Genomic DNA, 24,760 nt, shown 5'->3' on the forward strand with positions numbered 1-24,760 from the left:
GAATGGCAGCCAGCATCGATGAATTGCTGCAGCGTATCCGCGCATTGCGCGGGATTGCCGACGACGGCGATGCCGGCACCCGGGCGAACCTTGGTGATGCCGGTCCATAGATGCGGCAGCAGCAGGTCGCCATGTTCGCGGGCAAGCTGCTGCACGCGCAGGTTCGCCTCTGATTTATTGTAGAGCGTCTTCATCTCCTGCTTCTGCCGTTCGGTGGCATGACGCACCAGTTGATCCGCGGCCTCCCAGGCGTCCGCTTCGTTTTCACGGCAGATCACCTGCAGCCGCATGCCGAAGCCGATGTCGTTCTCGCGGTCATGGGCGCGGGCCATCTGCCTGATCTCGGCGATATTGCCGGCGATCCGCTCCGGCAGATCGCCCCAGAACAGATGCACATCGGAATGTTTCGCCGACAATTCCCAGGCCTGGCGCGAGCCGCCGCCGAGATAGAATTTTGGAAACGGCTGCTGCAGCGGACGCGGCCTGATATGCGCGCCCGACAGTTTGTGGAACTTGCCTTCGAACGTCACCGGGCCGCGCGTGGTCCATAGCGCCTTGAGGATCGAGACCTCTTCCTCCATCAGCGCGTAGCGCTCCTCCTTGGCGTAACGCACGCCCTCGCCTTCGACCTCGCTCTCGTTCTGGCCCGCAATCAAATTGATGCAGATGCGCCCGCCTGACATCTGGTCGAAGGTCGAGATCATCTTGGCCAGCAGCACCGGATTGATGTAGCCGGGCCTTGCTGCAATCAGCGGCCTGATCGTCGACGAGCGTGCCGCCATGAACGCGCCCGTGATCCACGCCTCCCAGCACACCGAGCCCACCGGGATCAGCAGATATTCGAACCCGGCCGCTTCCGCCGCCTGCACCACGCGATCGCAGAGTTCGGGGGAACCTGCGACCTGCGCCTCCATCAGCCCATAGGCCGTGGTGTCGCCATGCGTGGGCAGATACCAGCCGAATTCGAGCGGACGCATCGACGCTTCTCCCTGCAAACGCCGGTCTATCCGGCTCGTGTTGCGCAACAGTCTAGAGCATGATCCGGAAAAGTGGGCACCGGTTTTTCCGAAAAGATCATGCTCAAACAAAAAGATAGCTCCCAAGCGCATGCCGCAATCGGGTTCCGGACGACGTATCGTGACTTGAATCAATTCAGCTGATGGCTTTTTTGATACCCATGACATCAACGGCACGCTAAAGATGGCACCCATGTCACCGGTCTCACTCCTTCTGAATATTGTCTGGATCGTGCTTGGCGGCGCGTGGATGGCATTCGGCTGGCTGGTGGCCGCCGTGATCATGGCCATCACCATCATCGGCCTGCCCTGGGCACGGGCGGCGTTCAATATCGCGGCCTACACGCTGTTTCCGTTCGGGTTCAGGGCGGTGTCGCGCGACCTCTATACCGGGGAGGAGGATATCGGCACCGGACCGCTCGGCGTCGTCGGCAACATCATCTGGCTGGTGCTGGCGGGATGGTGGCTGGCGCTCGCGCATGTCGTCACGGCGGTCGTGCTGGCCGTGACCATCATCGGCATTCCCTTCGCCTGGGCACACCTCAAACTGGCCGGCATCGCCCTATGGCCGATCGGCAAGATCATCGTTCCGGCGTAACGATCTCTCCGATCGATCCGGCGCGGTGCAAGCCTAATCTTAAGCCGCGGTCTCGGCCGGCGGCTTCAGCCGCTCGAATTCATCGTCGCTGATCTCGGTCTGGGCGACCAGCACGCTGCAGCGCAGCCGCTTGACCAGATAGCTGCCGACGGAACCGAACCAGCGCGCCAGCGGCCCTTGCGGACGATGCCCGACGACCACGAGATGCGCGCCGATTTCCTCGGCCACTTCCGCGATCTTTTGCCCGGCATCCCCCACCTCCAGCCGCGAGGTCGGCGTAAAGCCCACCGCCTTCAGCCGCTCGGTGCCTTCGGCCAGGATCGCCTTGTAGTCTTCGGTTTGCAGCTCGATCGGAATGGTAAGCCCGGCCTCCGGCGTCATGATCGAGGAAACCTCGACAACCGCCAGCAGGAAGACCTCGGCACGGCACATTTGCGCGAGCTTGGCGCCCTCCCGCAGGGCGCGCCGGCCCTCAACGGACCCGTCATAGGCCAGCAGAACCTTCTTATACATCGGACGTCCCCATCGATGGTCGAGAAGATCAACAGACCAAGACTAGCACCAATCCGGCGGAACGGATCAGGATTTTTGACGGGCGATGAGGCTCCGCCCCCTGCCACCTTAGTCTCAGCCGGTCTCCGCAAGGCGCCGACTCCCGTGCACCCGCAGCTCGGCTGGATAGAGGCTTGTCATCCGAAGCTGGATCGGCGAGCCGGATACTCCCTCAGGAAACGGCGCCTGTTGCGGGGCGGCACATCATTTCGGATCAGAAGAACACCCGGGGCAGGTTTGGCGGGACCCGCCGGCGGCCGGCTGGACAATCGGAAATTGGTAGCCTCTCCGGGGCAATCAATGTCCGACTACACCTTTCAATCCGGCATAGATTGATCCAATTGCAGTAGCAGCCGCACCGGCGAGAGGCCCGACGGTCCGCAATAAATCCTGCATGAGACGCGCTCTTCGACGAAGCTGCTCCTCCCCAACATGAGGCCCGAGAAGGCGAGCAAGCCTGAATGCGGCTGGGTTTGGACGGCCACCACGCGACAACGTGTTTGGCAGCACCTGGAACACCAAAACACTCAAGATGTTTCCGGTGACGAATGCCAGGCAGATGCTGGCCATATATTCCGCAACTTCACGCCACTCCACTTGCGAAGCTGGAAGAATGGGTACGCCGTCGTTGACACCCGTTATGACAAGCATAAGGACGACGCTGACCGCCGCAGCGAGTATTCCTAACGGGAATGCTCCACGTAGTCCCAGCCGACTTATCGTATAGGCGAGAAAACCAAAAGGAACAGGAATGATGACGGACGCCAGGCGCAAATAGATTGGTTGGATGTTGAATACGATCGTTACAAGGACATGAGAGACAACCAGCAAGAAGACCGGGGCAAGGATATATAGAACTGAATAGGTAACAAAGCAGCGAACAGGATGCTTGATTCGGTCGAGCTTGGCGCCCGTTCGATCAAGCTCTTGCTGCAACTTGTCAAACTCGAAGACGAGTTCCTGAATTTCCAGGAGTACCGGGCGAACGATTCGAAGATCTCGCGAGCAATGCCTGCAGGCGATCGCTTCGTGTTTGACGGTTTCGGCGCAGAAGGGACATTCCATCAGCTTCGGCTACGCTTCTTGGCACGCACAAGGGAGTCAATTTCTTCCCTCATCCTGAAAAGCTCGTCGCGCGCGCCATCTATTTTTCGTACGAGGTCATCTCGTTCCGCGATCAGCGACGCCGGCACGCCGACGTCACGAGAGCAGGAGCTGCAAACAAGAACGGCAGGCTCAATTTCGGACGCGCAATATGGACAATTCATTTTCATCCAATTCGAATGTTGAATTCAAATGTAGCCACGAAGCCGATACGTTCCCTGCGCCCGTCAGGGCATGACCTTGAGCTTGATGATTTTGGAGAACGCACGGCCCTCCGAGTCTTTGATCCCAAACTGTATAAAGTGCTCGCCCGGCGGCAGCTGTGCGTCAGGAATGTCTATGCCCGATTGTTGAGCGAAGGGCCTAATTCGAGGGGTCAGGTCAACTGTTGGATTCTTGATATACGTTGCCCGAAATGCATCCAGGTCAATGGCCGAACCGCCGAACGCTCTAAATTTCAACTTTAGATGCATGGGCGCGCGAAGCGCAGCCTTGTCTTCCATATCAAGCTCGATCTTCGGTCCGCGCGTAATGCCGCGGTCAGACGGAGGGGGCATTTCTTTCGGAGGGGGCAACTTCGCTTCTTCCTCCGTGACAATTACGGTCTTGGCGAAACTTGGCTGCCCCGTCATCGCCACAAGGCAACTTGCCATTGCGGCAGCGGCAAGCGCAGCTCGCAGGGTCATCTGACAAGGCATTTCCAAACCTTTCTCCGGTCGCTGATCGACTAGCGTCGAAGGAGCCGGTTCCCGTACGGCCCCCACGGGTATCATAACACTACCGCCGTAAGGATTGTCGCGCGCGCCTTTGAGAAGAAGCTGATAGCATTGGTCTTATATTTGCGGTTGTAAGAGGTGGACACACCATGTCGGCCAACAATAATCGTTTGATAGAAGTTTTTTCTCGCGCAATCGCTTTTTCAATTCTTGCATTGGTAACAATGTTTGCCAATCCCGCTCTTTCACAATCGGGGAATCCAGCGCTCCAAAGGTGCCGAGAAACGGTTGGGAGACCAATCGTAATGCCGTGCATGAGAGCGGGTGGAAACCTTGAATCATGCCGAGCTCTCGCAACCCCAAAGGTCAGAGCATGCGTTCAAGCCGCTATGGGCAATGCGGCAGGACGACCACACGGCTCTCCTCCAGGACAAAAGCGCTCAGCAGCAGGGCCGGCTGTCGGTCGGGCGAGAGCGCTCATCGAACAAGGAAAGTTTGCGGCGGCAATCACCGAGCTTGATCAGGCGGTCAAACAGGATCCCCAGTTTGCATTTGCGTTCGCCTGGCGCGGCACGGCCAAGAGCCGAATGGGACAGTTCAGCGAAGCCATGCCAGATCTGAACGAGGCGTTGCGGCTCGATCCTCGAAACGTGCTCGCGCTCGTCCAGCGCGGATACGCCTTTTTCTTGTTGAGGGATAATGGAAAGGCGCTGGCCGACCTGAACGCTGCCGGAGAAATTGATGCCGGCGCGCCTGGGCCTTACGCTTTTCGAGGCTTGGTCTACTCGGATATGGGAGAGCAGGAGAGAGCTCTTACAGAACTCAACAAAGCTTTGAAATTGAATCCGGACTTTGCAGTGGCCCACGGGGGAATCGGCGGCGTCTACAACAAGCAACAGGAATACGAGAAAGCCTTGTTGGCATTCAACAAGGCCCTCGCGCTCGCTCCGCGACACGTGCCGAGCCTTAGCGGAAGAGGCTTCAGCCATTTCAGCCTTGGCGAATATGATCGAGCAATTGCTGACTTGAATGAATCGATCAAACTCATTTCCAAGTTCTCGAGGCCCTACGTAAATCGCGGCCGATCCTACCTTGCCGTTGGCAATTTGCCGGCGGCGATAGCGGACTTTGATGAAGCGCTCAAATTAGAACCAAAAAACATGACGGCTTTGCTTCAACGCGCTTCCGCGTTCGAACGCTCGCGAGAGCTGGAGAAGGCGCGTACTGACCTTCAGGCTGCACTCAGCATCGCCCCATCGCATCCTGTAGCTGTGGCAGGCCTCGAGCGGATCGATACGAAGCTCGGTGCGACGCGTCCATCCAATGAGCGGGCGGGTGGCCGCATCGCTTTGGTAATCGGCAATTCCAAATACGAAAGTTTCGATTCGCTCGCGAATCCGAAACGGGACGCGGAACTCGTGGCGGATGCGCTTGGAAAATCAGGCTTCCAGAGCGTGAAGTTGTTGACCGACGCAAGCCGGGAGACGCTTTCGGCCGCGCTGCAGGCTTTTTCCAATGACAGCAAGAATGCCAACTGGGCCGTCATTTATTTTGCAGGACATGGGATTGAGCTCGATGGCAGCAATTATCTTGTTCCCGTTGATGCAAAGTTTGAAACGGACGCCGACATTCCAAAGGAAAGCGTGGCCCTCGATCAAATCCTCAACGCCGTCAGCTCGGCTGATAAAATGCGCCTTGTGGTCCTGGATGCATGCCGGGAAAATCCGTTTGCTGAAAAGAAGTCACTTTCCGTGGGGAGGGGTTTAGCGAGGATCGAGCCCGAAAGCGGAACACTCGTCGCATTCGCGACCAAGCACGGTCATCTCGCGACAGATGGCGCAGGGGAAAACAGCCCGTTTACGACTTCTCTCATTCGACGAATGGATGCTCCCGGACTGGAGATCGCCCAATTGTTTCGTATGGTCCATGATGACGTTTACACAAGCACGGGAAAGAAGCAGGAACCTTTTACGTATGGGCAATTGTCGGCGCAGGGCTTCTATTTCAAGGCGAGATAGATCCAAATCGCGCTGCAACGCACCGGCCATCCGCGCCCAATGAGCCACTGGAATATCCAAGAACCGGATAATTGACCCGCCACGGTCCCGGTCGGTTTGACGCGCGCTCGCGGTCCCGGCACCATTCGATGAACGGTTGCCTTAGGGGCTTGCTTCCCGAAATAGCCCCAAAGGCCGTTGCCGTCACCAGACCAATCGGCTAAATGAAGCCCCACTGCACCCGTAGCTCAGCTGGATAGAGCGTTGCCCTCCGAAGGCAAAGGTCACACGTTCGAATCGTGTCGGGTGCGCCAATAAAGTGCACCCCAATATCCTGTCCCCCGGGGTCACGCAGCGGAGTGATGAGTGACCCGGAATGGCTGAAGCTGATCTAGACGCCGTAATCCGGCAACTCGCCAAAGCACAGAACAAGAGCCTGATGGCCGCCGCCAAAAAGCGGCAGGGCCTGTTTATGGCCAAGGCCGCCTCGGCCAAGGACAAGGAAGCCAAGGCGCGGTTCAAGCTGCTCGCCCAAAGCGCGATGCTGCATGGCACGGCGGCGGCGAAACGGCTGCAGAACTCCGCCGACAATGCCGCCGACAGCTACGCGCGGGCGGTTAAATACGCGGCGGAAGAAATCGCGGCGATGAAGCTCGCCAAGAAAACCGAGAAGCAGGCCGAGAAGAAGGTCGAGAGGCAGCCTGCGAAGGCCGCGAAGAAGACCAAGAAGGCCGCCAAGAAAAAGGCCTGAGCGCGGCTAGCCGCGCAGTATTTCCTTCAGCTTCAGCACCGCGCTGTCGGGCGTTGTGACGACCGGCCGGCCCGAGGCTTTCGCGACCATCTCGGCGGCGGGCGCCATGCTGTATTGCGCCAGCGCGATCAGGTCGCAATCACGCAGGTCCCTGGACGCCTCCACCACCAGACGATCATGCGTGGCGCGATCGCCGCGGTCGAGGGCGGCCATGGCACCATCAGCCAGTTTCGGCACCAGCTCGATCGAAGCCGGAAATTCCCGCGGCATCGACACCAGCGTCGGCGGGAACGAGGACAGCAGGCCGATTTTGCGGCCCCTGGTGACAGCCTGCTCGATCATCGCCTCGTTCGGCTTGAGCACCGGCATCGGCGCATGCGCGCGTGCCACCGCTTCGATGCACGGACCGAAGGCGGAACAGGTAAACAGGATCGCATCCGAACCGGTGCCCGCCGCGTAGCGCCCAAGTTGCAGGAAGCGCCCGGTCATGGCCTCGGTGAGCCCGCCATCGCGCGCCAGATCGGCCGACAGGCTGTCGTCCAGCAAATTCATCAGCCGCGCGTCGGGCCAAAGTTTTGCAAACGAGGCCTCGATCGGCACGATCGAGTGTTTCAGGGCGTGGATGAGGGTAATGCGCATGCTGATCAGTGTGGCGGCGGCGCGATCGGTGTCAACCCGGTGCGCCGCCATTGTCACCGCACCCGCCAGCACCAGGCGGGAGGCGATTCACGCCGATTCGACCTTGCCGGGAACCCCGGCGATCTGGCGCTGAACAACGGACTGACGGCGCCGGCACTTGCCGCCGCGGTCACACGCTTGAATCGTGGCGCGGGCGCCGGCGCTGATCGCGTTGTAGCCGGGCGGGATCGCGATCCCTGCGGATCCGGTTCTTGAAACGGTGACCGACGACGATGAGGGCATCTTGACGACGCCCGGCATCATCGGCTGCGGGCGATGCAGGCAAATCCGTTTCGGCCGGCTGGTTATCCTGACTCACGGCTTCGAGCGCCGCGAGAAAATCGCGGCCCGCTGACGTGATCTGCCATCCCTCGTCGTCACGCAGCACATAGCCGGCGCCAAAGATGTCGATCGCCGGAACGCGTCGGGCCAGGCGTTTGATGCGCGCGTTCCAGTCCGGGCCGCTGGCGGAGAGAATGACGATGTCTCGCTTGAGTGAAGCAAGCGTGGCCCGGCCGCTGCCGTGACTGGCCAAGACCTTCAGAATAGCAACCTGTATACTCACGCCAACGCCTCGAACCGCGACGGTTCTTTTTGTTCTGTGCGATCGGAGGCGACCGTATTTTCTCGTTGAGGCGCCCGTCCAGCAACCGCGACCAGTTATCCGCAGCCTTGAGAAGGGCTTACGCATGCTTTCGCAAGCCGCCGCCTCTGCAATTCCGCGGGGCGGCATGCGCGGGCGTTCACGCAGCCTTGCGCGCGCCGACGCGGCGTTCGGGCCGCGCTGCCGACATCGACTCTTCCTCACCGTCCTGCGCCGCGCCCCAGAACTCCGACACCGTTGGTCCATCCTTGAGCCTGATGTCGAGCAGGAATCCCCAGATCTCGTGCGGCCAGACCCGGCGCCCCATCTGCGTGTACCAGCGCATCGCGTGCCGCAGGCCGGCGTCGCGATGGAACAGGACGCGCAGGATCGCCTTCGGGCGGCATTGCAGCATCATTTCGGTGAACTTGAACCAGAGCAGCACGCGCCACGGCGCCATATTGCGCGTCGCCAGCACCTGATGCTTGTAATCCCAGCGGCGTCGGTCGGTCTGGATCACGCGGCGATCGGCCGCGAGCCGGAAATACGGCGTCCAGCGGTGCGGCGTGACGTAGAGCATCTGGATCTGGTCGGGATCATACGACAACAACTGCCGCAACCCACGCCAATGATCGCGATCGGTCTCCTCCTCGAAGCCGACCACCCACGTCGCCATCGACAGGATGCCGTGCTGGCGCATCAGACGGATCGCTTCCCGATCGGTGGTGGTGGTCGCCCCCTTGCGGATCAGTTCGAGCGTCTTCTCGTCGGTGTTCTCCATGCCGAGCAGGAAGCGCTGCCAGCCTGCCTTCTTGTAGAGGTGAAGAATATCGGCGTCGCGCACGATGTCGTCGGCGCGGGTCGAGCCGACCAGGATCAGATCGACGTTCTCCGCGATCAGCGCCTCGAGGAAGGCGCGCCATGCCTTCTTCGACACCGTCGGATTCTCGTCGGCGAAGTTGATGACCTTGACGCCGTGCTCGCGATGCAGGCGCGCCAGCTCTTTCGCGAACCGGACGGGATCGCGGTGGCGCCAGCGGGTCCAGAAGCCGCGCTGGCCGCAATAATTGCACAGATGCGGACAGCCGCGCGAAAACTGCACCACCACGGCGCGCAGGCCGCCCCAGTAGCTGTACCGCGCGTGATCGATCAGTTCCCAGCCGACCCGGTAGGCATCGAGATCGCGGATCACGGGCGCAGGCTGAGTGGCGCTGATATCGTTGCCGTCGCGGAAAGCGATGCCCGCGATAGTGCCGAGATCGTGGCCATATTCGAGCGCACGCATCAGTCGCCGTGCGGTCTCCTCGCCCTCGCCGCGCACGATCGCGGTGACATAGGGCTCATCGCGCAACACCTCGCGCCAATGATAGGTCGGGAACACGCCGCCATAGACGATCAGAACATTGGGCATAGCGCGCACGATTGCCTGCGCGATCTCGGTGATGACGGGATGGCCCGAGGTCGAGCCGGAATGGCCGAACAGCACGGCGTCCGGCGCGAATGTCAGCGCCTCCGCTGTGATTGCTTGTTCCAGCATCGGGCCGAACTCGCCATCGAGCAGGCGAACCTCGTGGCCGTCGTCGATCAGGGGGCCGCCGATCGACAGCAGGCCGAGCGGCGGCAAATGGTCATCGGGGATCCGGCTGCCGATCGAAGGATGCGGCACGTTGACGAGAAGAATACGCATGGGACGTCGCTCCGCTCTGTTGGCGTCATCGTTCGTCCCCGCATGTCGTGAAAGAGCCCGGCCCCCCCGGGCCGGCGCCTGGTAAGGGAATTAGAGGCTCGGCACCTCTTCCGGTGCGATCGCCTGCAGGCCGCCGAAGCGGCGTTCGCGGCGATGGAACGCGCCGAGGGCTTCGGCAAGATCCTGCGCCTCGAATTCCGGCCACATCCGTTCGGTGAAGTGCAGCTCGGCGTAGGCGCCTTCCCAGAGCAGAAAGTCCGACAACCGCTTTTCTCCGCTGGTGCGGATGATGAGGTCGACGTCGCGAAGGTTTTTTTCCCCGGTGATGAGTTCGGCGAGCCGCTCGCGGGTGAGATCGACAATGCCGGCCGCGCGCGTTGCGGCGTTGAGGATGGCGTCGCGGGCCGAGTAATCGACCGCGATGCGCAGATGCAACGCATCGCCGGCGGCGGTGGCCGCTTCCGCGCGGGTGATGGCATGGGCGATGCCTTCGGGAATGCGATCGCGGCGTCCGATCACGGTGAGACGGACGCCGTTGCGGACCAGCGCCTCGACCTCGTTGGCGAGATAGAATCGCAACAGCGCCATCAGCGCAGAGACTTCGGTCTTCGGTCGACGCCAATTGTCGCTGGAAAAAGCATACAGCGTCAGCGCACCGACGCCCTGCCCTGGCGCCGCCTCGACCACGCGCCGGATCGCTTCGACGCCGGCCTCGTGGCCGCGCAACCGCGACAGCCCGCGCCGCGTTGCCCATCGGCCATTGCCATCCATGATGATGCCGACATGCAGCCGCGCCGCGTCTTGCGTGGCTTCAAGTTTGGGCGAGAGATTACTTTGCATCACAAAGTCTCCGATCAAAAAAGGGGATGGCGTCAGACCGGCAGGATGCCGAGCCGGGCGATGGCGATGTCTTCCTTGCCCGCGGCCTTGGCGGCGTCGCGCACCAGACGCTCCAGCACGGCGAGATAGTCGAGGAAACGGCGGCGGCCGCTCTTGGTCAGGCGGCAGGTGGTGTGGGGACGGTTGCCTTCATACCCCTTGGTGACCTCCACTAGGCCAGCCTCCTGCAGAACCTGCAGATGCCTCGAGAGATTGCCGTCGGTGAGGCCGCAGAGTTGCTTGAGGTCGGCGAAGGCCAAGCCCTTCGGGTGGGCCATCAGCGAGGTCAGGAGCCCGAGCCGCGCTTTCTCGTGGATCACGCGATCGAGCCCGTCGTAGGAGAACGGCGCGTTGTTGGCTTCAGTCTTCGGCATCATTCTCTCCGGACGCAAAATGCAGCAGTGCGGCCATCAGGAGCTGCCCGACCGCGAATGGCACGCCCATCATCCAGGGCGACAGCAGATGGTCTTGGCTGGCGAGCAGCAGGACAGTAAAGCCCGACAGGAAATACCAGGCACCGCCGAAGGCGATGCTGCGCGGCAATGTGCGCACCGAGGCGAACACGCCAAGGCTGACCAGCACCTGGCACAGTCCCGGCAGCATCCACAGCGTTTCGGGCGCGAACTTCCACAGCATGATCCCCAGCAACAGGCCGGCGACACCGGGCGGGAGAAATTGCTCGAACGCCTGCTGGATCATGGCGTCGGCGAGGCCCGAATGATGCCGGCGCGAGCGCGCCAGCATCTCGAACCAGATCAGCGCGCCGGAGAACAGCGCGGCGGCCGCCCAACCGGCAAAGAACATGACCGGCTGCCCGGTCGGATCGTTGAGCCAGAGGAATTGCAGGATCGCCGTGAGCAAGGCGATGCCGCCGGTGGCGGCAACCGTTGCCGGACCATAGCCGCGAAACGCGGTGCCGGCCGCAATCTGGCTGCGGATCGCCAGGATATCGGCCAACGCCTTGTCGAGGTCGCGCATCGCTTACCCTTACTTTGTATCGCAAAGTATACCGGATCACAAAGTAAATGCAAGGGCGATGCGCGAGGCCTGCGATTGCGTGATTACCTCAACAGCTTATTAGCGTGTGACGCCTGGCGGCGGCTTCAGACCTTCACCAGGCTCTCGAAGCCGCCATAGATCATCCGCTTGGCGTCGAACGGCATCGACTTCATATCGCCCATCGATGATTTGAGCCTGGGATCCGCCATCACCTTGGCATTGATCTTGTCGCGCTGCGCGCGCGATTTGTAGGTGATCCAGGCGAACACCACGGTCTCGCCCGGCTTCTGTTTGACGCTGCGCGGAAACGAGGTGAGCTTGCCGACCTTGACGTCGTCCGCAACCCATTCGCGGTAATCCAGCGCGCCGTATTCGCGCCAGATCTTGCCGGCCTTGGTGGACATCTTGCGATAGGCCGCGATGTTCTTCTTTGGAACTGCGACGATGAATCCGTCGACATAGGCCATGGGTTTTGTTCCCTCTGCTTGTTCGCGTCACTGCAGGGAGCGCAAGCGACGACTTATGTTAGGAGTGACAGCAGGATGCCTGAACCGGCGCCGGTGTGTAATGGTCACGTAGCCGCACCCAGTCCATCGGATAGGGCAGATCCTCCTCGTGACGACCGAGCGGCGTCAGGTCGAGATAATGATAGGCAGCGTTCATCATGTCGAGGCCGCGCGCGAAGCAGGAATAGGTATGGAAGATAGTCCCGGCCTCGTCGCGATAGAACACACTGATGCCGGGCGCTTCCTCCATGCCGATGCGGGTGGTTCCGAAATTGTACTTGTCTTCGCCTGAGTTGAGCGCCTCCGGCGTGAACGACACCTCATAATCGTAGTTGAAATCGTTATTCCCCGACGACAGCCAGTCGAAGGTCCAGCCCATCCGCGTCTGAAACGCGGCAAGCTTTTCAACCGGCGCCCGCGAAATCGCGACCAGCGTGGCGTCGCGCGCGGCGAGATGCGGAATCATGCGCTCAAATCCATCAGCCCAGAACGAGCAGTGCTTGCAACCTTCGTTCCAGTCCGGCGCAAACATGAAATGCTGCACCACGAGCTGGCGGCGCCCCCTGAACAGCTCGGCCAGCGTTACCTTGCCGCCGGGCCCGTCGAACGCATAGTCCTTGTCGACCTTGACCCAGGGCAACGCGCGACGTTCCTCGCTCAGGCGCTCGCGCGCCTGCGTCAGTTCCTTCTCATGCACGAGATGGGCTTTGCGCGCGGCGATCCAAGCTTCGCGCGAGACGACATTATGCGGCTGCATGGGCAGCTCCTGTGTTGAGCGTTCAGCTGACGAATTGTTCGAGCTTGCCGAGCAGTTCGGTCCAGCCCTTCTCATGGCCGTCGCGCGCGGCCTCATTGAAGAACTGCTCGTGATGCAGCGTCAACAGCGTGCCGGCGCCGTCCGGCTTCAGCGAGATAGTGAGTTGCGATTCGCGTTCCGGCGTCGAGTGCCAGGCCCAGCTCATCACCAGCAGCTCGTTCGGTACGATTTCGCGGTAGACGCCGCCGGCTTCAAAATACTCGCCGTCAGTGGCGTAAAAGCTGATGCGATAGCGGCCGCCGACGCGCAGATCGGTCTCCGCCTGCACCGAACCTTCCCTGACCTTCGCGGGCCCGAACCACGCCGCTAGCTTTTCCGGGTCGGTCCACGCGGCGTAGATTTTCGCCGGCGCCGCATTGATACGACGCTTGAGGGTGAGGCTTGGGCTGGTTGCGATACCGGCGTCGCGGCGAGAATCTGGCTGGATGCTTGACTGGGTGGCCATGGGTCTTCCTCCACAAAAGCTGCAAGACGGTCGAGATTGTCGGACCAGAAGCGCTGGTAGCGGTTCAACCAGTCCATCGCCTGCTCCATAGGCTTGGCGGTCAACCGGCACGCCACGGTGCGGCCGGTCTTCTCGCGCGCGATCAGGCCGGCATCCGACAACACGTCGAGATGCTTCATGATCGCGGGCAGCGACATCGCAAAGGGCTGCGCCAGTTCGCTCACGGAAAGGCTTTCGCGGTCGCCGAGCCGCGCCACCAGCGCGCGCCTCGTCGGATCGGCGAGGGCTGCGAAGGTACGGTCCAGGACGTCTTCGTAATACTTAACCATATGGTTTAGTATAGATGCAAAAGATCAGGCGTCAAGCGCCCGCTGCTGATTTTCCTGATCAATAATCCCGATAGACCCGGCCGCGCCGCGGCTGCTGGTTCAACGCCGCGCGCGGATTGACGTTGCAATAAACGCCGCGCCCGGCGGCGGAGGCCATGCACTGCTGATAGGTCTGGTAAGAACAGTCGCCGGGAATGCCGACGCCCCGGCCCTGAACGCAATAGGGGTAATCGTAAGCGGCCGCTGGCGTCGGGCCAGCCATCGTGGCCGATCCCGCCGCCAGCGCAACCAACATTGCCAGCTTCGCGTTGCGCATGATGGAATCCTCCTACGCGGCAACCATACCGCGTCGCCGGGTCGCCTCAGGTTCAAAACCTCGCGACCCGGAGCAGGTTCCCGAGAGACGCGCTACTGCACCTTCTCGATATTGGCGCTGTCGATCACTTTCTTCCACTTCTCGGTTTCTTCCACGATCATCTTGCCGAACGCATCAGGCGGCCCGATCAGCGGCTCACCGCCGAGGTCGACCAGCTTCGCCTTGATCGCGGGCTCCGCCAGCACCGCGTTCACTTCCTTGTTCAGCTTCTCGATGATTTCCTTGGGCGTGTTCTTCGGAGCGCCCATGCCGAACAGCGCGCTCGCCTCGTAGCCGGGAATGGTATCGGCAAGCACCGGCACGTCAGGCAGCAGCCCGGACCGCACCGTCGAGGTCACCGCCAGCGCTCGCAGCGAACCGGCACGGATGTGCTGCAGGATCGAGGGCATGTTGTCGAAGATCACCTGAACCTGGCCGCCGAGCAGGTCGGTGATCGCCGGCGCTGCGCCGCGGTAGGGCACGTGCTGCATCTTGGCGCCTGACATCATCATGAACATTTCGCCGGACAGATGCACTGACGTGCCGTTGCCCGAGGACGCCAAATTCACCTTGCCCGGGTTGGCCTTCACATAGGCGATGAACTCGGCAACCGTCTTCGCCGGCACGTTATTGTTGACCGTCATCACGTTCGGCACGCGATTGAACGCCGCGACCGGCGCGATGTCGCGCACGACGTTGAATTTCAGGTTGGCGTACAGAGACGCGTTGATGTAGTTCGCCGGATTGACCAGCAGAAGCGTGTAGCCGTCCGGTTCGGCGTTGATCACCGATTCGGTGGCGATGTTGTTGCCGGCGCCGGGCTTGTTTTCGATCACGAATTGCTGGCCAAGCCGCTCCGACAGCCGCTGGCCGAGCAGGCGCGCAATGATGTCGGTGGCGCCGCCGGGCGGATATCCGACCACCCACTTGACCGGCCGCGTCGGATAATCCGCCGCCAAGGCAGTGCCGATCGAAGCGGTCATCGAAAGGCCGATTGCCGTCAGGCAGATCGCGGTACGGCGTGAAATCATGAGTTATTCTCCCTGGGGGCCCGGGTTCACCCGGGCCGTTTCTATTGAACTGAGCAAGGGCCGCGTTGTAACAAACAAACATCCATGCGACCAGTGCGACGCAACGCCCTCAAGGCGCGACCAAAGGATTAGGCATGTCCGTCAAAGTGAGTGCGCTCGATCATCTCGTCATCAATGTCTCCGACGTGGCGCGTTCCGCCGAGTGGTACCGGAACATCCTCGGCATGGAGATCAAGGTGTTCGATCCGGGTCCGGGCAAAACGCCGCGGACGTCGCTGGTGTTCGGGAACCAGAAGATCAACGTGCGGCCGCGCGATGCCGACAAGGTCGAGTGGTTCACCGCCGATCATGAGACCGCCGGCAGCGACGATCTGTGCTTCCTGACCGCGAGCACGCCGGACCAGGTGGTCGCGCACCTCAAAGCCAAGGGCGTCGCGATCGAGGAAGGCCCGGTCGCCAAGCAGGGCGCGCGCGGCACGCTGCGCTCGGTGTATTGCCGCGATCCGGACGGGAGTTTGATTGAGATATCGTCGTATGAGGATGGTGCGGCGTAAGGCGTTTTGCTTTTTCGTCATGGCCGGGCTTGACCCGGCCATCGACGTCTTTCTCTCCGCCATACCGTGAAGACGTGGATGCCCGGGACAAGCCCGGGCATGACGAGCTTCTACGATTTGCGCGCCGCGCCATCCGATGGCAGAACTACTCCCAAGCAATAACCAAGGCGGCTCTCGAAGCTGCACCGGGAGGACATATGCCCATTTCACAAGCCGCTCCAGGCGTCGTCGGACCGTTCGCCGGCCTCGACGTGCCGTGGCTGCTGGGGATGCGGGCCGAGAGCCGCCGCGATCATCCGTTTCTGATCTGGGCGCCGTTCGAGGCTCCGGCGCGGAGCTGGTCCTACGGCGAATTTCACGAACGCGTCGGCGCGCTGGCGGCGGGCCTGGTCAAGCGCGGCATCAAGCCCGGCGACTATGTGCTTGTTCATCTCGACAATTGCATCGAGGCGATGCTGGCGTGGTTCGCCTGCGTCGAACTCGGCGCCATCGCCGTCACCACCAACACCCGTTCGGCCGCCGCCGAAATGGAATATTTCGCCGGCCATTGCGGCGCGGTCGCCGCGATCACCCAACCGTCCTATGCCGAATTGATTTCGGCCCATTGCCGCGATCTGCGCTGGATCGCCGTGATCTCGCACGACGCCGGCGCGGTGCCCGCGCAGGGCGCCGCACGCGGCGACAGTTTCGAATCGTTGTTTGCCGACAGCGCCGACCGGCCGCGCCGCGCCGCCGACCCGTTTGCGCCGTGCAGCGTGCAATATACCTCCGGCACCACGTCGCGCCCGAAGGCAGTGCTGTGGACCCACGCCAACGCGCTGTGGGGCGGCAAGATCAACGCCGCCCATGAGGATTTGCATCAGAGCGACGTGCACCAGACCTACCTGCCGCTGTTTCACACCAACGCGCTGGCGTATTCGATGCTCGCAACGCTGTGGGTCGGCGCGTCCTGCGTGATCCAGCCGCGATTTTCCGCAAGCCGGTTCTGGAACGTCGCGCTGGAACATGGCTGCACCTGGACCTCGACGATCCCGTTCTGCTTGAAGGCGTTGCTCGAGCACGAGATCCCGAAGCATCACAAATTCCGGCTCTGGGGCACCGCGGTGAACGATCCGCCGCCTTTCGCCGCCTTCGGCGTCAAGACCATCGGCTGGTGGGGCATGACCGAAACCATCACCCACGGCATCGTCGGCGAGGTGGACCAGCCCAACACGCCGATGTCGATCGGCCGCGCCGCGCCGGAATACGAGATCCGCATTACCGATGACGACGGTTCACCAACCCAAGTCGGCGACACCGGCAATCTCCTGATCAAGGGCATTCCCGGCCTGTCGCTGTTCGCCGAATACCTGCACAACGACAAGGCCACCCGCGAGAGCTTCGACGAGCACGGCTATTTCATCACCGGCGACCGCGTCACGCTGCTGGACAACGGCTTCATCAAGTTCGGCGATCGCGCCAAGGACATGCTGAAGGTCGGCGGCGAGAATGTCGCGGCGTCCGAGATCGAACAGGTGGTCGCGCTGGTGCCGGGCGTGCGCGAGGCCGCGGTGGTGGCGAAGAAGCATCCGATGCTGGACGAGGTGCCGGTCGTGTTCATCATTCCGCTGGAGGGCGTCGCGGCCGCGCCGGCCGAACTGCAGGACAAGGTGATGGCGGCCTGTCGCAATGCGCTGGCCGACTTCAAGGTGCCGCGCGAGATAATTTTTGTCGACGAGATGCCGCGCTCGACGCTGGAGAAGGTGGCGAAGGCGGAATTGCGGAAGTTGCTGGAGTGAGCGCGGCTGTCTTCTTCGTCATTGCGAGCGTAGCGAAGCAATCCATACTTCCGTTCACGCTGAGATGGATTGCTTCGCTGCGCTCGTAATGACGCGGAGAGCCTAGCCATACCCGAACGCGATCGGGCGGAAGGCCTGCAGCAAATGCTGGTCGAGCTTGTCGCCCATCTCTTCCATCACCCTGAACGCCTTGACGTGGGTGAATTGCAGCCGGTAGGCGCGCTTCTCGACCAGGGCGGCGTAGATGTCCACGATCGTCGTCAGGCGCACGATGTCGCTGATCTCCTTGCCGGAGAGGCCGTCGGGATAGCCGGTGCCGTCGAGGAATTCATGGTGGTGCAGCACCACGTCGAGCATTTCCGGCGGAAAACCGCCTTGCGCCGCCAACGCGTCATAGCCGCGGCGCGGATGCTGGCGCATCTCGTGCATTTCCTCCGGCGTCAGCGGATCCGGCTTGTCGAGGATCGCGACCGGGATGAACGCCTTGCCGACGTCGTGCAACAGCGCGGCGCGGGCGAGACGGCGCTGGTCGTCCTCGCGCATGCCAAGGTGCTGCGCGAAGGCGACCGCAAAGCCGGTGACGAACAGGCAGTGCCGATAGCTGTCGGTGTGGTGGCAGCCGACCGTCGTCAGCCATTCACGCAGCGAGGTGTGCTTGATGGCTTTCAGAATCTTGTTTTCGGCCTGCACGATGTCGCTGTATTTCAGCGGCTCGCCGGCCCGCATGCCGTTGAAAATCCTGACCATGACGCCGTGCGCGGCTTCGACACCGCGGTTCAGCGCCTTGCCGCGGTCGGTCTCGTTGTAGGAACTGTCGTCCGGGAACGCGGCCCGGATGCGCTGCAGGATGCCTTGCGCGTCGAACGGGCGCGCGATGGTGTCGGTGGCGCCGAGCGCCCAGGCCTGCATCGAGCCGTGATGCAGCGCATCCGCCAGCACGAACAGCCGCGGCATTTCGCGATAGGCCTCGGTGCGCAGCTTGTTGCGCACCATCTGCACGCTCTCGGCCGAGCGCAAATTGATATCGACCACGATGCCGGAGAGATCGCGCGCCGGCGCGTCGGGAATATCCGTGGTGGCGATCATGTCCACCTGGCCGACCGACTGCAGAATGCCGGCCAGTTCGCTGCTTTGATCGCTCCGATCCGACGCCAGCAGCAGCCGGCGCTTGGACGGAGTCTTGTTGGTTAATGCTGTCATAGGACCCCAGGGCCTTGCGGTGATGACCGTTCGCCAAGCTACCGGATAAGGAGTTCCCTGTGGCTTAAGACGTATCGTGAATGTTGATTGATCAGGATTGTTAGAATTTTAGGGATTCCATTCGCGGTTGTTGCCTGATCGCGGGCCGCCGCTCCACACAACTGTCGTCCTCCGCGAAAGCGGGGGACCCAGTACGCCGCGGCTTCTCGGCTCTATTATCAGCGCCTCTGGAATACTGGGTCGCCCGGTCAAGCCGGGCGATGACACTGAATATGTGGCTACGATCTCGCGGCGCATGGCGCCCGAGCTTTGCCAGAAAATCCTTACCCCCAAAATCAGAGGGCGCAGGGAATGCCGGATGCGCGCTGCACCCGCGGTCTCATGTGCGATTGTGCATAAGAATGCTGCACATGAGCATACAGGGCAGCGGAGAGCATCCGACATTCCCTGCGCAATGGCTTTACGGCTTATGACGCGCTCTCCCCGGTGAGACGGCCTCTATTGCCACCGTCACTGCGCAGGGCGTGAGCCATTGCGCAGCTTGACGCCGTTACGGGCGCCAGGACCACACGCTTTCACCGTACGCATCAGCCGCGACCGTCAATCGCAACCTCAGCGTCCACCGCATCCCCGCCCCTCGTCATGACGACGGCCGACGCCCCTCTGAGTGGGACGGGATGGCGATAGATGCGCACTGATTTGGGTCGGGCGACAACAGAAACATTTTTGATTTACGGAAATTTTTGGCTTGACACGATTTCTGTAAATCGCAAGTGATTTGCCCGTCGGGTTGATTTGTCGCAGCCGAAACCGCAAGATTGCGCATGCGCGCAAGGCGACTCAATCGGGGTTTTGCAATTCATCCGGAAGGAAACTACGGTGGAAGATAATGCAATCAGCCGTGGTCGATTTGGATGAATGTTGTTGGTCGGATCGAAAGCGTTTGGCGCTATCCTGTGAAGAGCATGCGCGGCGAAATGCTGCCGGAAGCCTATGTCAGCTTCTCCGGAGTTTTGGGCGACCGCCTCTACGCGGTCCACAACTCGGCCGCGCCCACGGCATTTCCGTATCTGACGGCACGGGCTCGCCCGGATATGCTGCTGTATCGTCCGTTTTTCCGCGAGCCGGCGCGTTCGGTGCTGCCGAGCAACCTTGCCGAGGCCGAGGCGCGCGGACCTGGCATCACCCCGCTTTTTCCGGGCCTTGAGGATCTGGCCGTCGATGTCGCGGCACCGTCGGGAGAAATTTTTGGGGTTGATGATGACAGATTGCTCGGCGCGCTGACCGACGAATCGTCGCCGGGCACTCTGACGATGCGACGGTCCGATCGCGCGATTACGGATTGCCGGCCGCTGTCGTTGCTTGCGACCCGGACGATCGACGGCATTGGCCGCGCAGTGGGCCTGAGGCTCGACAAGCGCCGCTTTCGCGAAAACCTCTATGTCGATCTCAACTCCGGCGAAAGCTTCGCCGAAGACGCCTTCGTCGGCCGGCGGCTGCGGATCGGTCCGAAACTGACGGTCCACATTCTGGAGCGCGACATCCGTTGCCGCATGATCAACATCGATCCGGAGTCGCTCGAAGAGAACTCCGAGATTTTGCAATATGTCGCCAAGAACCATGACAACAGAGCCGGCGTCTACGCCGCTGTGCTGGTGGAGGGTCTGGTTCGACCGGGTGACGAGATCGTTGTTGAGGATTAATCACGGCGTAGTTCTCTTCAACCGCTGATCGATGCGAGATGGCGGATTAAAGGGAATCCGCCCAGTTCCAGCCAATAGGCACGTGGTCTTGATTTCGGCCAAAGAGATGCCGAAGTTTCGCAGGCATCAACGTCAGGAATGAATCATATGGCCACCTTTATCCTGATCCCCGGAGGCTGGCAGGGCGGCTGGGTCTACCAACAGGTGGCCGAGATACTTGCCGCGCACGGGCACAAAGCCTTGCCGATCACGCTTTCAGGGCTCGGCGATGCTCCCGCCCCGATGGCCAATCTTGAAACCCACATTGGTGAGGTCGTCAGTGCCGTGAAGTCGCAGCAGGGCGACGTGGTCCTTGTTGGGCAATCCTACGGCGGGATGGTCGTGAGCGGCGCGGCCGATGCTGCGCCATCGCAAATCCGGGCGCTGGTCTATGTGGACGCCTATGTGCCTGACACCGGCGACTCCGTCTGGTCGCTGACGACGCCGCGTTTTCGCGATCTCTTCGTCGCGGGCGCGAGGGCCGACGGACTAAACTGCGCGCCGCCTCCCACCCTTGACCCGCGATGCCGGCCGCATCCGATGGGGACGTTTCTGCAATCCATCAATCTCAGCGGACGCTGGCGCGAAGTGCCGCGCAAGACCTTCGTCGGGGCGCATGGCTGGGAGGGCAGTCCGTTCCTCGACCTTTATCAACGCTTGAGCGGCGAGCCGGAGTGGTCGACCTTTGCCCTCGATTGCGGGCACAATGTAGCGCGGCTGCAGCCCGAGGCTTTGGCCGAGATATTGCTGGCTCAGGTTTGAACGAGCAGTGCGTGCAATCCATCCAAGGCGGAAGCTTAGTCACTGCGTAGGGCGGGTTCTCTTTAACCCGCCATCTCGCAAATCGAGCGGCGGGTTAAAGAGAACCCGCCCTACGAAGGTCTATGGCCAACCGTGGTGCGATCACCGTCGTTCGCCGAAGTCCCCGCTCGTCTCGCCATCCCCAGCCCAATCCTCCGGAAACAATCCGGCGCCAACATCGCGATGAAACGAGGAATGCGGCCAATCGCGCACGCGCGTGACGAGGCCGTGCTTGAGCGGATTGATGTAACAATACTCGACGTGGCGCGCATAATCAGCTTCGTCGCGAATAAGGTGCTCCCAAAATCTGCGTTGGCCACGTTCGTTGCGCGCGACTCGAACAGCGCTGAGCCGCTCCTGCTTCGGCAATGCCCGCGCGAAACGGCTCTTGATCAGACGCCAGCGGGTGGAGAAGTCATGATCACCGGGCGGCAGCGTCCAGACCGCATGCACATGATCGGGCAACACGACGAAGGCATCGATCGTGAACGGATGACCCATACGCGTTGCCGCAACGGCGTCGCGCAAGCTCTCGATATGCTCGACGAGCAGGGATTTCTGCCGCTCCAACAGGTTGACCGTAAAGAACCAGCAGCCGCCTGGAACGAACGCGCGACGATAATTTGGCATAGGGCAAAGGATAGCACATGTCGGAGTTGCGTTGCGGCCAAGGCGGCGGGATTACGTAGGGCGGGTTCTCTTTAACCCGCCGCCCGATTGCGAGATGGCGGGTTAAAGAGAACCCGCCCTACGAAGGTCTCCCAAAAAAAAATCCGCCGGAGAAATCTCCGGCGGATCGTTGATGCTGCATAACCTTAGGCGCCCTTACGCCTTCATGCTCGCCTTGACCGCCTCCGCCGTGATCGGCAGCGCGCGGATGCGGGCGCCGCAGGCGTTGAAGATGGCGTTGCCCAATGCTGGTGCGATCACGGTCACCGCCGGCTCGCCGACGCCGGTCGGCTTTTCGCCGTTGGCGATGACGTTGACGGCAACTTCCGGCACCTGGCTCATCCGCAGCGGCGTGTAGGTATCGAAGTTGGTCTGCTCGATACCGCCATCCTTCAGCGTCGCCTTCTCATACATGGCGAGCGAAAGGCCCCACAGCGCCGCACCCTCGACCTGGGCGCGGATGTTGTCGGGATGCACCTGCATGCCGACGTCGGTGGCCACGGTCAGTTTCTTGACCTTGACCTCGCCGCTTGGCGAGACCGCGACATGGGCCACACAGGCGGTCCAGCTGGCCGTCGCCCGTTCCTGCGACGACACGCAGGCCACGCCCATGCCTTCACCTTTCGGCAGTTTGACGGTGCCGTAGCCGGCCATGCCCATCGCCGCGAGCAGGGTGCTGCGCAGACGCTGCGCGCCACCATCGTTCTTGCCTTTGCCGTCGAGCAGGGAGATCCGGTACTCGGCGGGATCCTTGCCGGCGGCGTGGGCGAGTTCGTCGATCATGCTTTCGACCGCCCAGAAGGTCCAACCCGGCGCGACCGACCGCAGCTGCCCCGACGGGGTGGCGTTGTGCGCCATCTCGTTCTTGATGGCGCGCACATTGTGATTGGGCACGGAATAGAAGAAATCCGCGCCGTTCACGGTGAACGCATCCAGCGGCCCCTTCTTGTCGACCGAGGGCGACAGGAAATCGGGGATGCCCCAGCGCTGGGTCGGCCACGCACTGACCACGTCGTGATTGAGCGCGATCAGCTTGCCGTCACCATCGAGGCCCGCCTTGACCTTCTGGAAGGTCAGGGGGCGCGAATAGTCCATGGTCATGTCGTTTTCGCGGGAGTAGATCACCTTGACCGGCTTGCCGACGGCCTTCGCCGCCTGCACCGCGGGCACCATCATGTCGGCGTCGAGACGCCGGCCGAAGCCGCCGCCCAGCCACATCTGGTGCATCACGACGAACTTTGGATCTATACCGGCGGCGCCCGCCGCGATCGCGCCGGAGCGCGTCGCGAACTGATTGCCGGAATAGATATTCAGGATGTCGCCCTTGAACTCCGCGGTGGCGTTCATCGGCTCGAGCGGCGCATGGATGTTGATGCTGGTGGTGTACTCGGCCTCCAGCACTTTCGCCGCCGTCCCGAAGGCCGCCGCGGTATCGCCGTCCTTGACGAAGAACTGCCCGGAATCATCCAGCTTCTGCAGCCGCTTCGCCTCCTCGAGCAATGACTCGCTCGACAGCTTGGCGTTCGGACCATTGTCATAGGCGATCTTCAGCGCTCCTGCGGCTTTCTTCGCATTGGCATAGGTGTTGGCGACCGCCACCACCCAGCCCGTCGTGCTGCCGGTCTTGTCGTCGAGCGTCACCGCCTTGATGAAGCCCGGCACTTTCTTGGCTGCGGAATCATCAACCGATTTCACTGTGGCGCCAAAACGCACCGGCGGGGTCACGACAGCGCCGTAGACCATGCCCGGCAAATTGACGTCGATGCCGTATTTGGCCGTGCCGTTGCTCTTCGGCGGGATGTCGAGCTGCGGAACGGAAACGCCGACCATGGTGTATTGATCGGGGGTCTTGAGCTTGATCGCCTTGAGTTCGTCCGGCGTAAAGGTTTTTGTAATTTTACCGCTCTTGACGATGTCGGCAAAACTCATCGACTTCTTCGACTTCGGATGCGACACGGTGGAATCGCGCACCACCAGTTCGCCGGCGGGAACGCCCATGATCGTGGCCGCCGCCTGCGTCAGCGCGATCCGCCCCGCGGCGCCCGCGCGGCTCATCGCATCGAAGTTCATCATGGTCGACCAGCTGCCGCCGGTGATCTGCGCGCCCAGAACGGGATCGTTGAACTTCGGATCGTTGGAGGCGAGCTGAACCCGCATGTCCTTCCAGGACGAGCCGAGCTCTTCGGCAACGATCTGCGCCATGGTGGAAGCGATGTGCTGGCCCATATCGGCCTTGCCGCACGTCACGGTGACCAGGCCATCGGGTCCGATCGAGTACCAGACGCTGGGATCGAACTTGGCCGGGGCCGCCAGCGCCTGATCGGCGCCGAGAAGGCCGGGGACAGCGGAGTACCCGAGCGCGAGACCTGCTGCGGCGGTGCCGACGAGGAAGGAGCGGCGGCTGAGGTCGGCCGGTTCGCGGTCCAATTTTTCCTGTGCGATCTTTTTCACGTGCGTGTTCATGTTGGCCTCCGCTCGGTGCCGGCGCTGGACGCGGTGCGCATGTCGGCGGCGGCGCGCAGAATCGCCTTCTGGATGCGGGAATAGGTCATGCAGCGGCACAGATTGCCGTCCATATGCGCAACCACTTCTTCCTTGGTCGGATTGGAATTCTTGGACAGCAGCGAAGCCGCCTGCATGATCTGGCCGGACTGGCAGTAGCCGCATTGCGGAACCTGCTCGATGATCCAGGCCTTCTGCAGCGGATGATCGCTCTTGGGGCTGAGGCCTTCGATGGTGGTGATCTTCTTGCCGACGGCCTCGCTGACCGGAGTCTGGCAGGACCTGACGGCTTCGCCGTTGACGTGAATCGTGCAGGCGCCACAGAGGCCGGCGCCGCATCCGAATTTCGTACCGGTCATTTGCAATTGTTCGCGAATGACCCATAGCAGCGGCGTATCGTTCGCCGCCTCGACGGACATATTCCGCCCGTTGATATTCAGATTTGGCATTTGCGCTCCCCTTCCGGTGTTG

General features: G+C 61.8%; 27 protein-coding genes and 1 tRNA gene. 8 read left to right on the forward strand and 20 right to left on the reverse strand.

What is annotated here, in order from left to right; genetic code table 11:
• Positions 1–977: LLM class flavin-dependent oxidoreductase (locus tag JQ609_RS26185; RefSeq protein ID WP_212275744.1), on the reverse strand; the 977-nt coding region annotated here is incomplete at its 3' end.
• A 232-nt stretch (positions 978–1,209) separates the two neighbouring features.
• On the opposite strand from JQ609_RS26185, the gene JQ609_RS26190 reads away from it, so the two are divergent.
• Positions 1,210–1,614: a YccF domain-containing protein gene (locus JQ609_RS26190; RefSeq protein ID WP_211995477.1), complete on the forward strand. Its 405-nt coding sequence runs from the start codon at positions 1,210–1,212 to the stop codon at positions 1,612–1,614.
• A 39-nt stretch (positions 1,615–1,653) separates the two neighbouring features.
• On the opposite strand, the gene JQ609_RS26195 is transcribed toward JQ609_RS26190, so the two are convergent.
• The 3 genes from JQ609_RS26195 to JQ609_RS26205 form a co-directional block, all read right to left on the reverse strand.
• Complete coding sequence (locus JQ609_RS26195; protein WP_192736345.1) at positions 1,654–2,127, reverse strand: universal stress protein; 474 nt, start codon at positions 2,125–2,127, stop codon at positions 1,654–1,656.
• A 336-nt stretch (positions 2,128–2,463) separates the two neighbouring features.
• Complete coding sequence (locus JQ609_RS26200; RefSeq protein ID WP_212207077.1) at positions 2,464–3,231, reverse strand: hypothetical protein; 768 nt, start codon at positions 3,229–3,231, stop codon at positions 2,464–2,466.
• Positions 3,232–3,497: 266 nt separating this feature from the next.
• Positions 3,498–3,956 carry a hypothetical protein gene (locus JQ609_RS26205; RefSeq protein ID WP_212275746.1) on the reverse strand — a complete coding sequence of 153 codons (459 nt, stop codon included), beginning with the start codon at positions 3,954–3,956 and terminating at the stop codon, positions 3,498–3,500.
• 419 nt (positions 3,957–4,375) lie between these two features.
• Between JQ609_RS26205 and JQ609_RS26210 the strand changes: the two genes are divergently transcribed.
• From JQ609_RS26210 to JQ609_RS26220, 3 genes are all read left to right on the forward strand, one after another.
• A complete protein-coding gene (locus JQ609_RS26210; RefSeq protein WP_212207076.1) occupies positions 4,376–6,004 on the forward strand; it encodes a tetratricopeptide repeat protein in 1,629 nt (542 codons plus the stop codon).
• 216 nt (positions 6,005–6,220) lie between these two features.
• Positions 6,221–6,297: transfer RNA gene (locus JQ609_RS26215), tRNA-Arg, on the forward strand.
• 62 nt (positions 6,298–6,359) lie between these two features.
• Positions 6,360–6,734: a hypothetical protein gene (locus tag JQ609_RS26220; RefSeq protein WP_212207075.1), complete on the forward strand. Its 375-nt coding sequence runs from the start codon at positions 6,360–6,362 to the stop codon at positions 6,732–6,734.
• A 6-nt stretch (positions 6,735–6,740) separates the two neighbouring features.
• Here JQ609_RS26220 and JQ609_RS26225 read toward each other — a convergent pair whose 3' ends face one another.
• From JQ609_RS26225 to JQ609_RS26280, 12 genes are all read right to left on the reverse strand, one after another.
• A complete protein-coding gene (locus JQ609_RS26225; RefSeq protein WP_212275831.1) occupies positions 6,741–7,373 on the reverse strand; it encodes an aspartate/glutamate racemase family protein in 633 nt (210 codons plus the stop codon).
• Positions 7,374–7,542: 169 nt separating this feature from the next.
• Complete coding sequence (locus JQ609_RS26230; protein ID WP_312014896.1) at positions 7,543–7,977, reverse strand: aminoacyl-tRNA deacylase; 435 nt, start codon at positions 7,975–7,977, stop codon at positions 7,543–7,545.
• A gap of 178 nt (positions 7,978–8,155) precedes the next feature.
• A complete protein-coding gene (gene bchE, locus JQ609_RS26235) occupies positions 8,156–9,682 on the reverse strand; it encodes a magnesium-protoporphyrin IX monomethyl ester anaerobic oxidative cyclase (RefSeq protein ID WP_212275748.1) in 1,527 nt (508 codons plus the stop codon).
• Positions 9,683–9,772: 90 nt separating this feature from the next.
• Positions 9,773–10,522 carry a di-trans,poly-cis-decaprenylcistransferase gene (locus JQ609_RS26240; protein WP_212207073.1) on the reverse strand — a complete coding sequence of 250 codons (750 nt, stop codon included), beginning with the start codon at positions 10,520–10,522 and terminating at the stop codon, positions 9,773–9,775.
• A gap of 32 nt (positions 10,523–10,554) precedes the next feature.
• Entirely contained in the window at positions 10,555–10,938 is a 384-nt protein-coding gene (locus tag JQ609_RS26245; protein ID WP_409363380.1) for a transcriptional regulator, read from the reverse strand.
• Positions 10,922–11,539 carry a hypothetical protein gene (locus JQ609_RS26250; protein WP_212207071.1) on the reverse strand — a complete coding sequence of 206 codons (618 nt, stop codon included), beginning with the start codon at positions 11,537–11,539 and terminating at the stop codon, positions 10,922–10,924. The genes JQ609_RS26245 and JQ609_RS26250 overlap by 17 nt, the downstream gene beginning before the upstream one ends.
• 125 nt (positions 11,540–11,664) lie before the next feature.
• Positions 11,665–12,027 carry a DUF1428 domain-containing protein gene (locus JQ609_RS26255; RefSeq protein ID WP_212275749.1) on the reverse strand — a complete coding sequence of 121 codons (363 nt, stop codon included), beginning with the start codon at positions 12,025–12,027 and terminating at the stop codon, positions 11,665–11,667.
• Between the two features lie 58 nt (positions 12,028–12,085).
• Entirely contained in the window at positions 12,086–12,823 is a 738-nt protein-coding gene (locus tag JQ609_RS26260; RefSeq protein ID WP_212275750.1) for a DUF899 domain-containing protein, read from the reverse strand.
• A gap of 22 nt (positions 12,824–12,845) precedes the next feature.
• Positions 12,846–13,244 carry an SRPBCC domain-containing protein gene (locus JQ609_RS26265; RefSeq protein ID WP_312014898.1) on the reverse strand — a complete coding sequence of 133 codons (399 nt, stop codon included), beginning with the start codon at positions 13,242–13,244 and terminating at the stop codon, positions 12,846–12,848.
• Positions 13,190–13,657: a helix-turn-helix transcriptional regulator gene (locus JQ609_RS26270; RefSeq protein ID WP_212275751.1), complete on the reverse strand. Its 468-nt coding sequence runs from the start codon at positions 13,655–13,657 to the stop codon at positions 13,190–13,192. Before JQ609_RS26270 ends, JQ609_RS26265 begins: the two co-directional genes overlap by 55 nt.
• A gap of 58 nt (positions 13,658–13,715) precedes the next feature.
• On the reverse strand, positions 13,716–13,973 hold the full coding sequence (locus JQ609_RS26275; RefSeq protein ID WP_212275752.1) for a DUF3551 domain-containing protein: 258 nt from the start codon (positions 13,971–13,973) through the stop codon (positions 13,716–13,718).
• Positions 13,974–14,065: 92 nt separating this feature from the next.
• On the reverse strand, positions 14,066–15,043 hold the full coding sequence (locus JQ609_RS26280) for a tripartite tricarboxylate transporter substrate binding protein (protein ID WP_212275753.1): 978 nt from the start codon (positions 15,041–15,043) through the stop codon (positions 14,066–14,068).
• Between the two features lie 134 nt (positions 15,044–15,177).
• Here JQ609_RS26280 and JQ609_RS26285 point away from each other — a divergent pair, with 134 nt between their 5' ends.
• Together JQ609_RS26285 and JQ609_RS26290 are read left to right on the forward strand one after the other, a co-directional pair.
• Positions 15,178–15,597 carry a VOC family protein gene (locus tag JQ609_RS26285; protein WP_212275754.1) on the forward strand — a complete coding sequence of 140 codons (420 nt, stop codon included), beginning with the start codon at positions 15,178–15,180 and terminating at the stop codon, positions 15,595–15,597.
• Positions 15,598–15,794: 197 nt separating this feature from the next.
• Positions 15,795–17,375, forward strand: a complete 1,581-nt coding sequence (locus JQ609_RS26290; protein ID WP_212275755.1) for an AMP-binding protein — start codon at positions 15,795–15,797, stop codon at positions 17,373–17,375.
• 102 nt (positions 17,376–17,477) lie between these two features.
• Here the strand turns inward: JQ609_RS26290 and JQ609_RS26295 are convergent, their stop codons facing one another.
• Complete coding sequence (locus tag JQ609_RS26295) at positions 17,478–18,575, reverse strand: HD-GYP domain-containing protein (protein WP_212275757.1); 1,098 nt, start codon at positions 18,573–18,575, stop codon at positions 17,478–17,480.
• A gap of 914 nt (positions 18,576–19,489) precedes the next feature.
• Here JQ609_RS26295 and JQ609_RS26300 point away from each other — a divergent pair.
• Together JQ609_RS26300 and JQ609_RS26305 are read left to right on the forward strand one after the other, a co-directional pair.
• Positions 19,490–20,278, forward strand: a complete 789-nt coding sequence (locus JQ609_RS26300) for an MOSC domain-containing protein (RefSeq protein WP_212209909.1) — start codon at positions 19,490–19,492, stop codon at positions 20,276–20,278.
• A gap of 147 nt (positions 20,279–20,425) precedes the next feature.
• The gene (locus JQ609_RS26305; protein ID WP_249128446.1) at positions 20,426–21,079 is read left to right on the forward strand and encodes an alpha/beta fold hydrolase; all 654 of its coding nucleotides are present in this window, start codon (positions 20,426–20,428) and stop codon (positions 21,077–21,079) included.
• A gap of 141 nt (positions 21,080–21,220) precedes the next feature.
• On the opposite strand, the gene JQ609_RS26310 is transcribed toward JQ609_RS26305, so the two are convergent.
• The 3 genes from JQ609_RS26310 to JQ609_RS26320 all read right to left on the reverse strand — a co-directional run bounded on the left by JQ609_RS26310 (position 21,221) and on the right by JQ609_RS26320 (position 24,738).
• Positions 21,221–21,748, reverse strand: coding sequence for an REP-associated tyrosine transposase (locus JQ609_RS26310; protein ID WP_212275761.1), 528 nt, complete (start codon positions 21,746–21,748; stop codon positions 21,221–21,223).
• 195 nt (positions 21,749–21,943) lie between these two features.
• On the reverse strand, positions 21,944–24,250 hold the full coding sequence (locus JQ609_RS26315) for a molybdopterin cofactor-binding domain-containing protein (protein ID WP_212275762.1): 2,307 nt from the start codon (positions 24,248–24,250) through the stop codon (positions 21,944–21,946).
• Positions 24,247–24,738, reverse strand: a complete 492-nt coding sequence (locus tag JQ609_RS26320; protein ID WP_212209912.1) for a (2Fe-2S)-binding protein — start codon at positions 24,736–24,738, stop codon at positions 24,247–24,249. The genes JQ609_RS26315 and JQ609_RS26320 overlap by 4 nt, the downstream gene beginning before the upstream one ends.
• Positions 24,739–24,760: the final 22 nt, after the last annotated feature.

Origin of the sequence: Bradyrhizobium sp. AUGA SZCCT0169 (assembly GCF_018130085.1) — a bacterium.
Classification (GTDB): Bacteria; Pseudomonadota; Alphaproteobacteria; order Rhizobiales; family Xanthobacteraceae; genus Bradyrhizobium.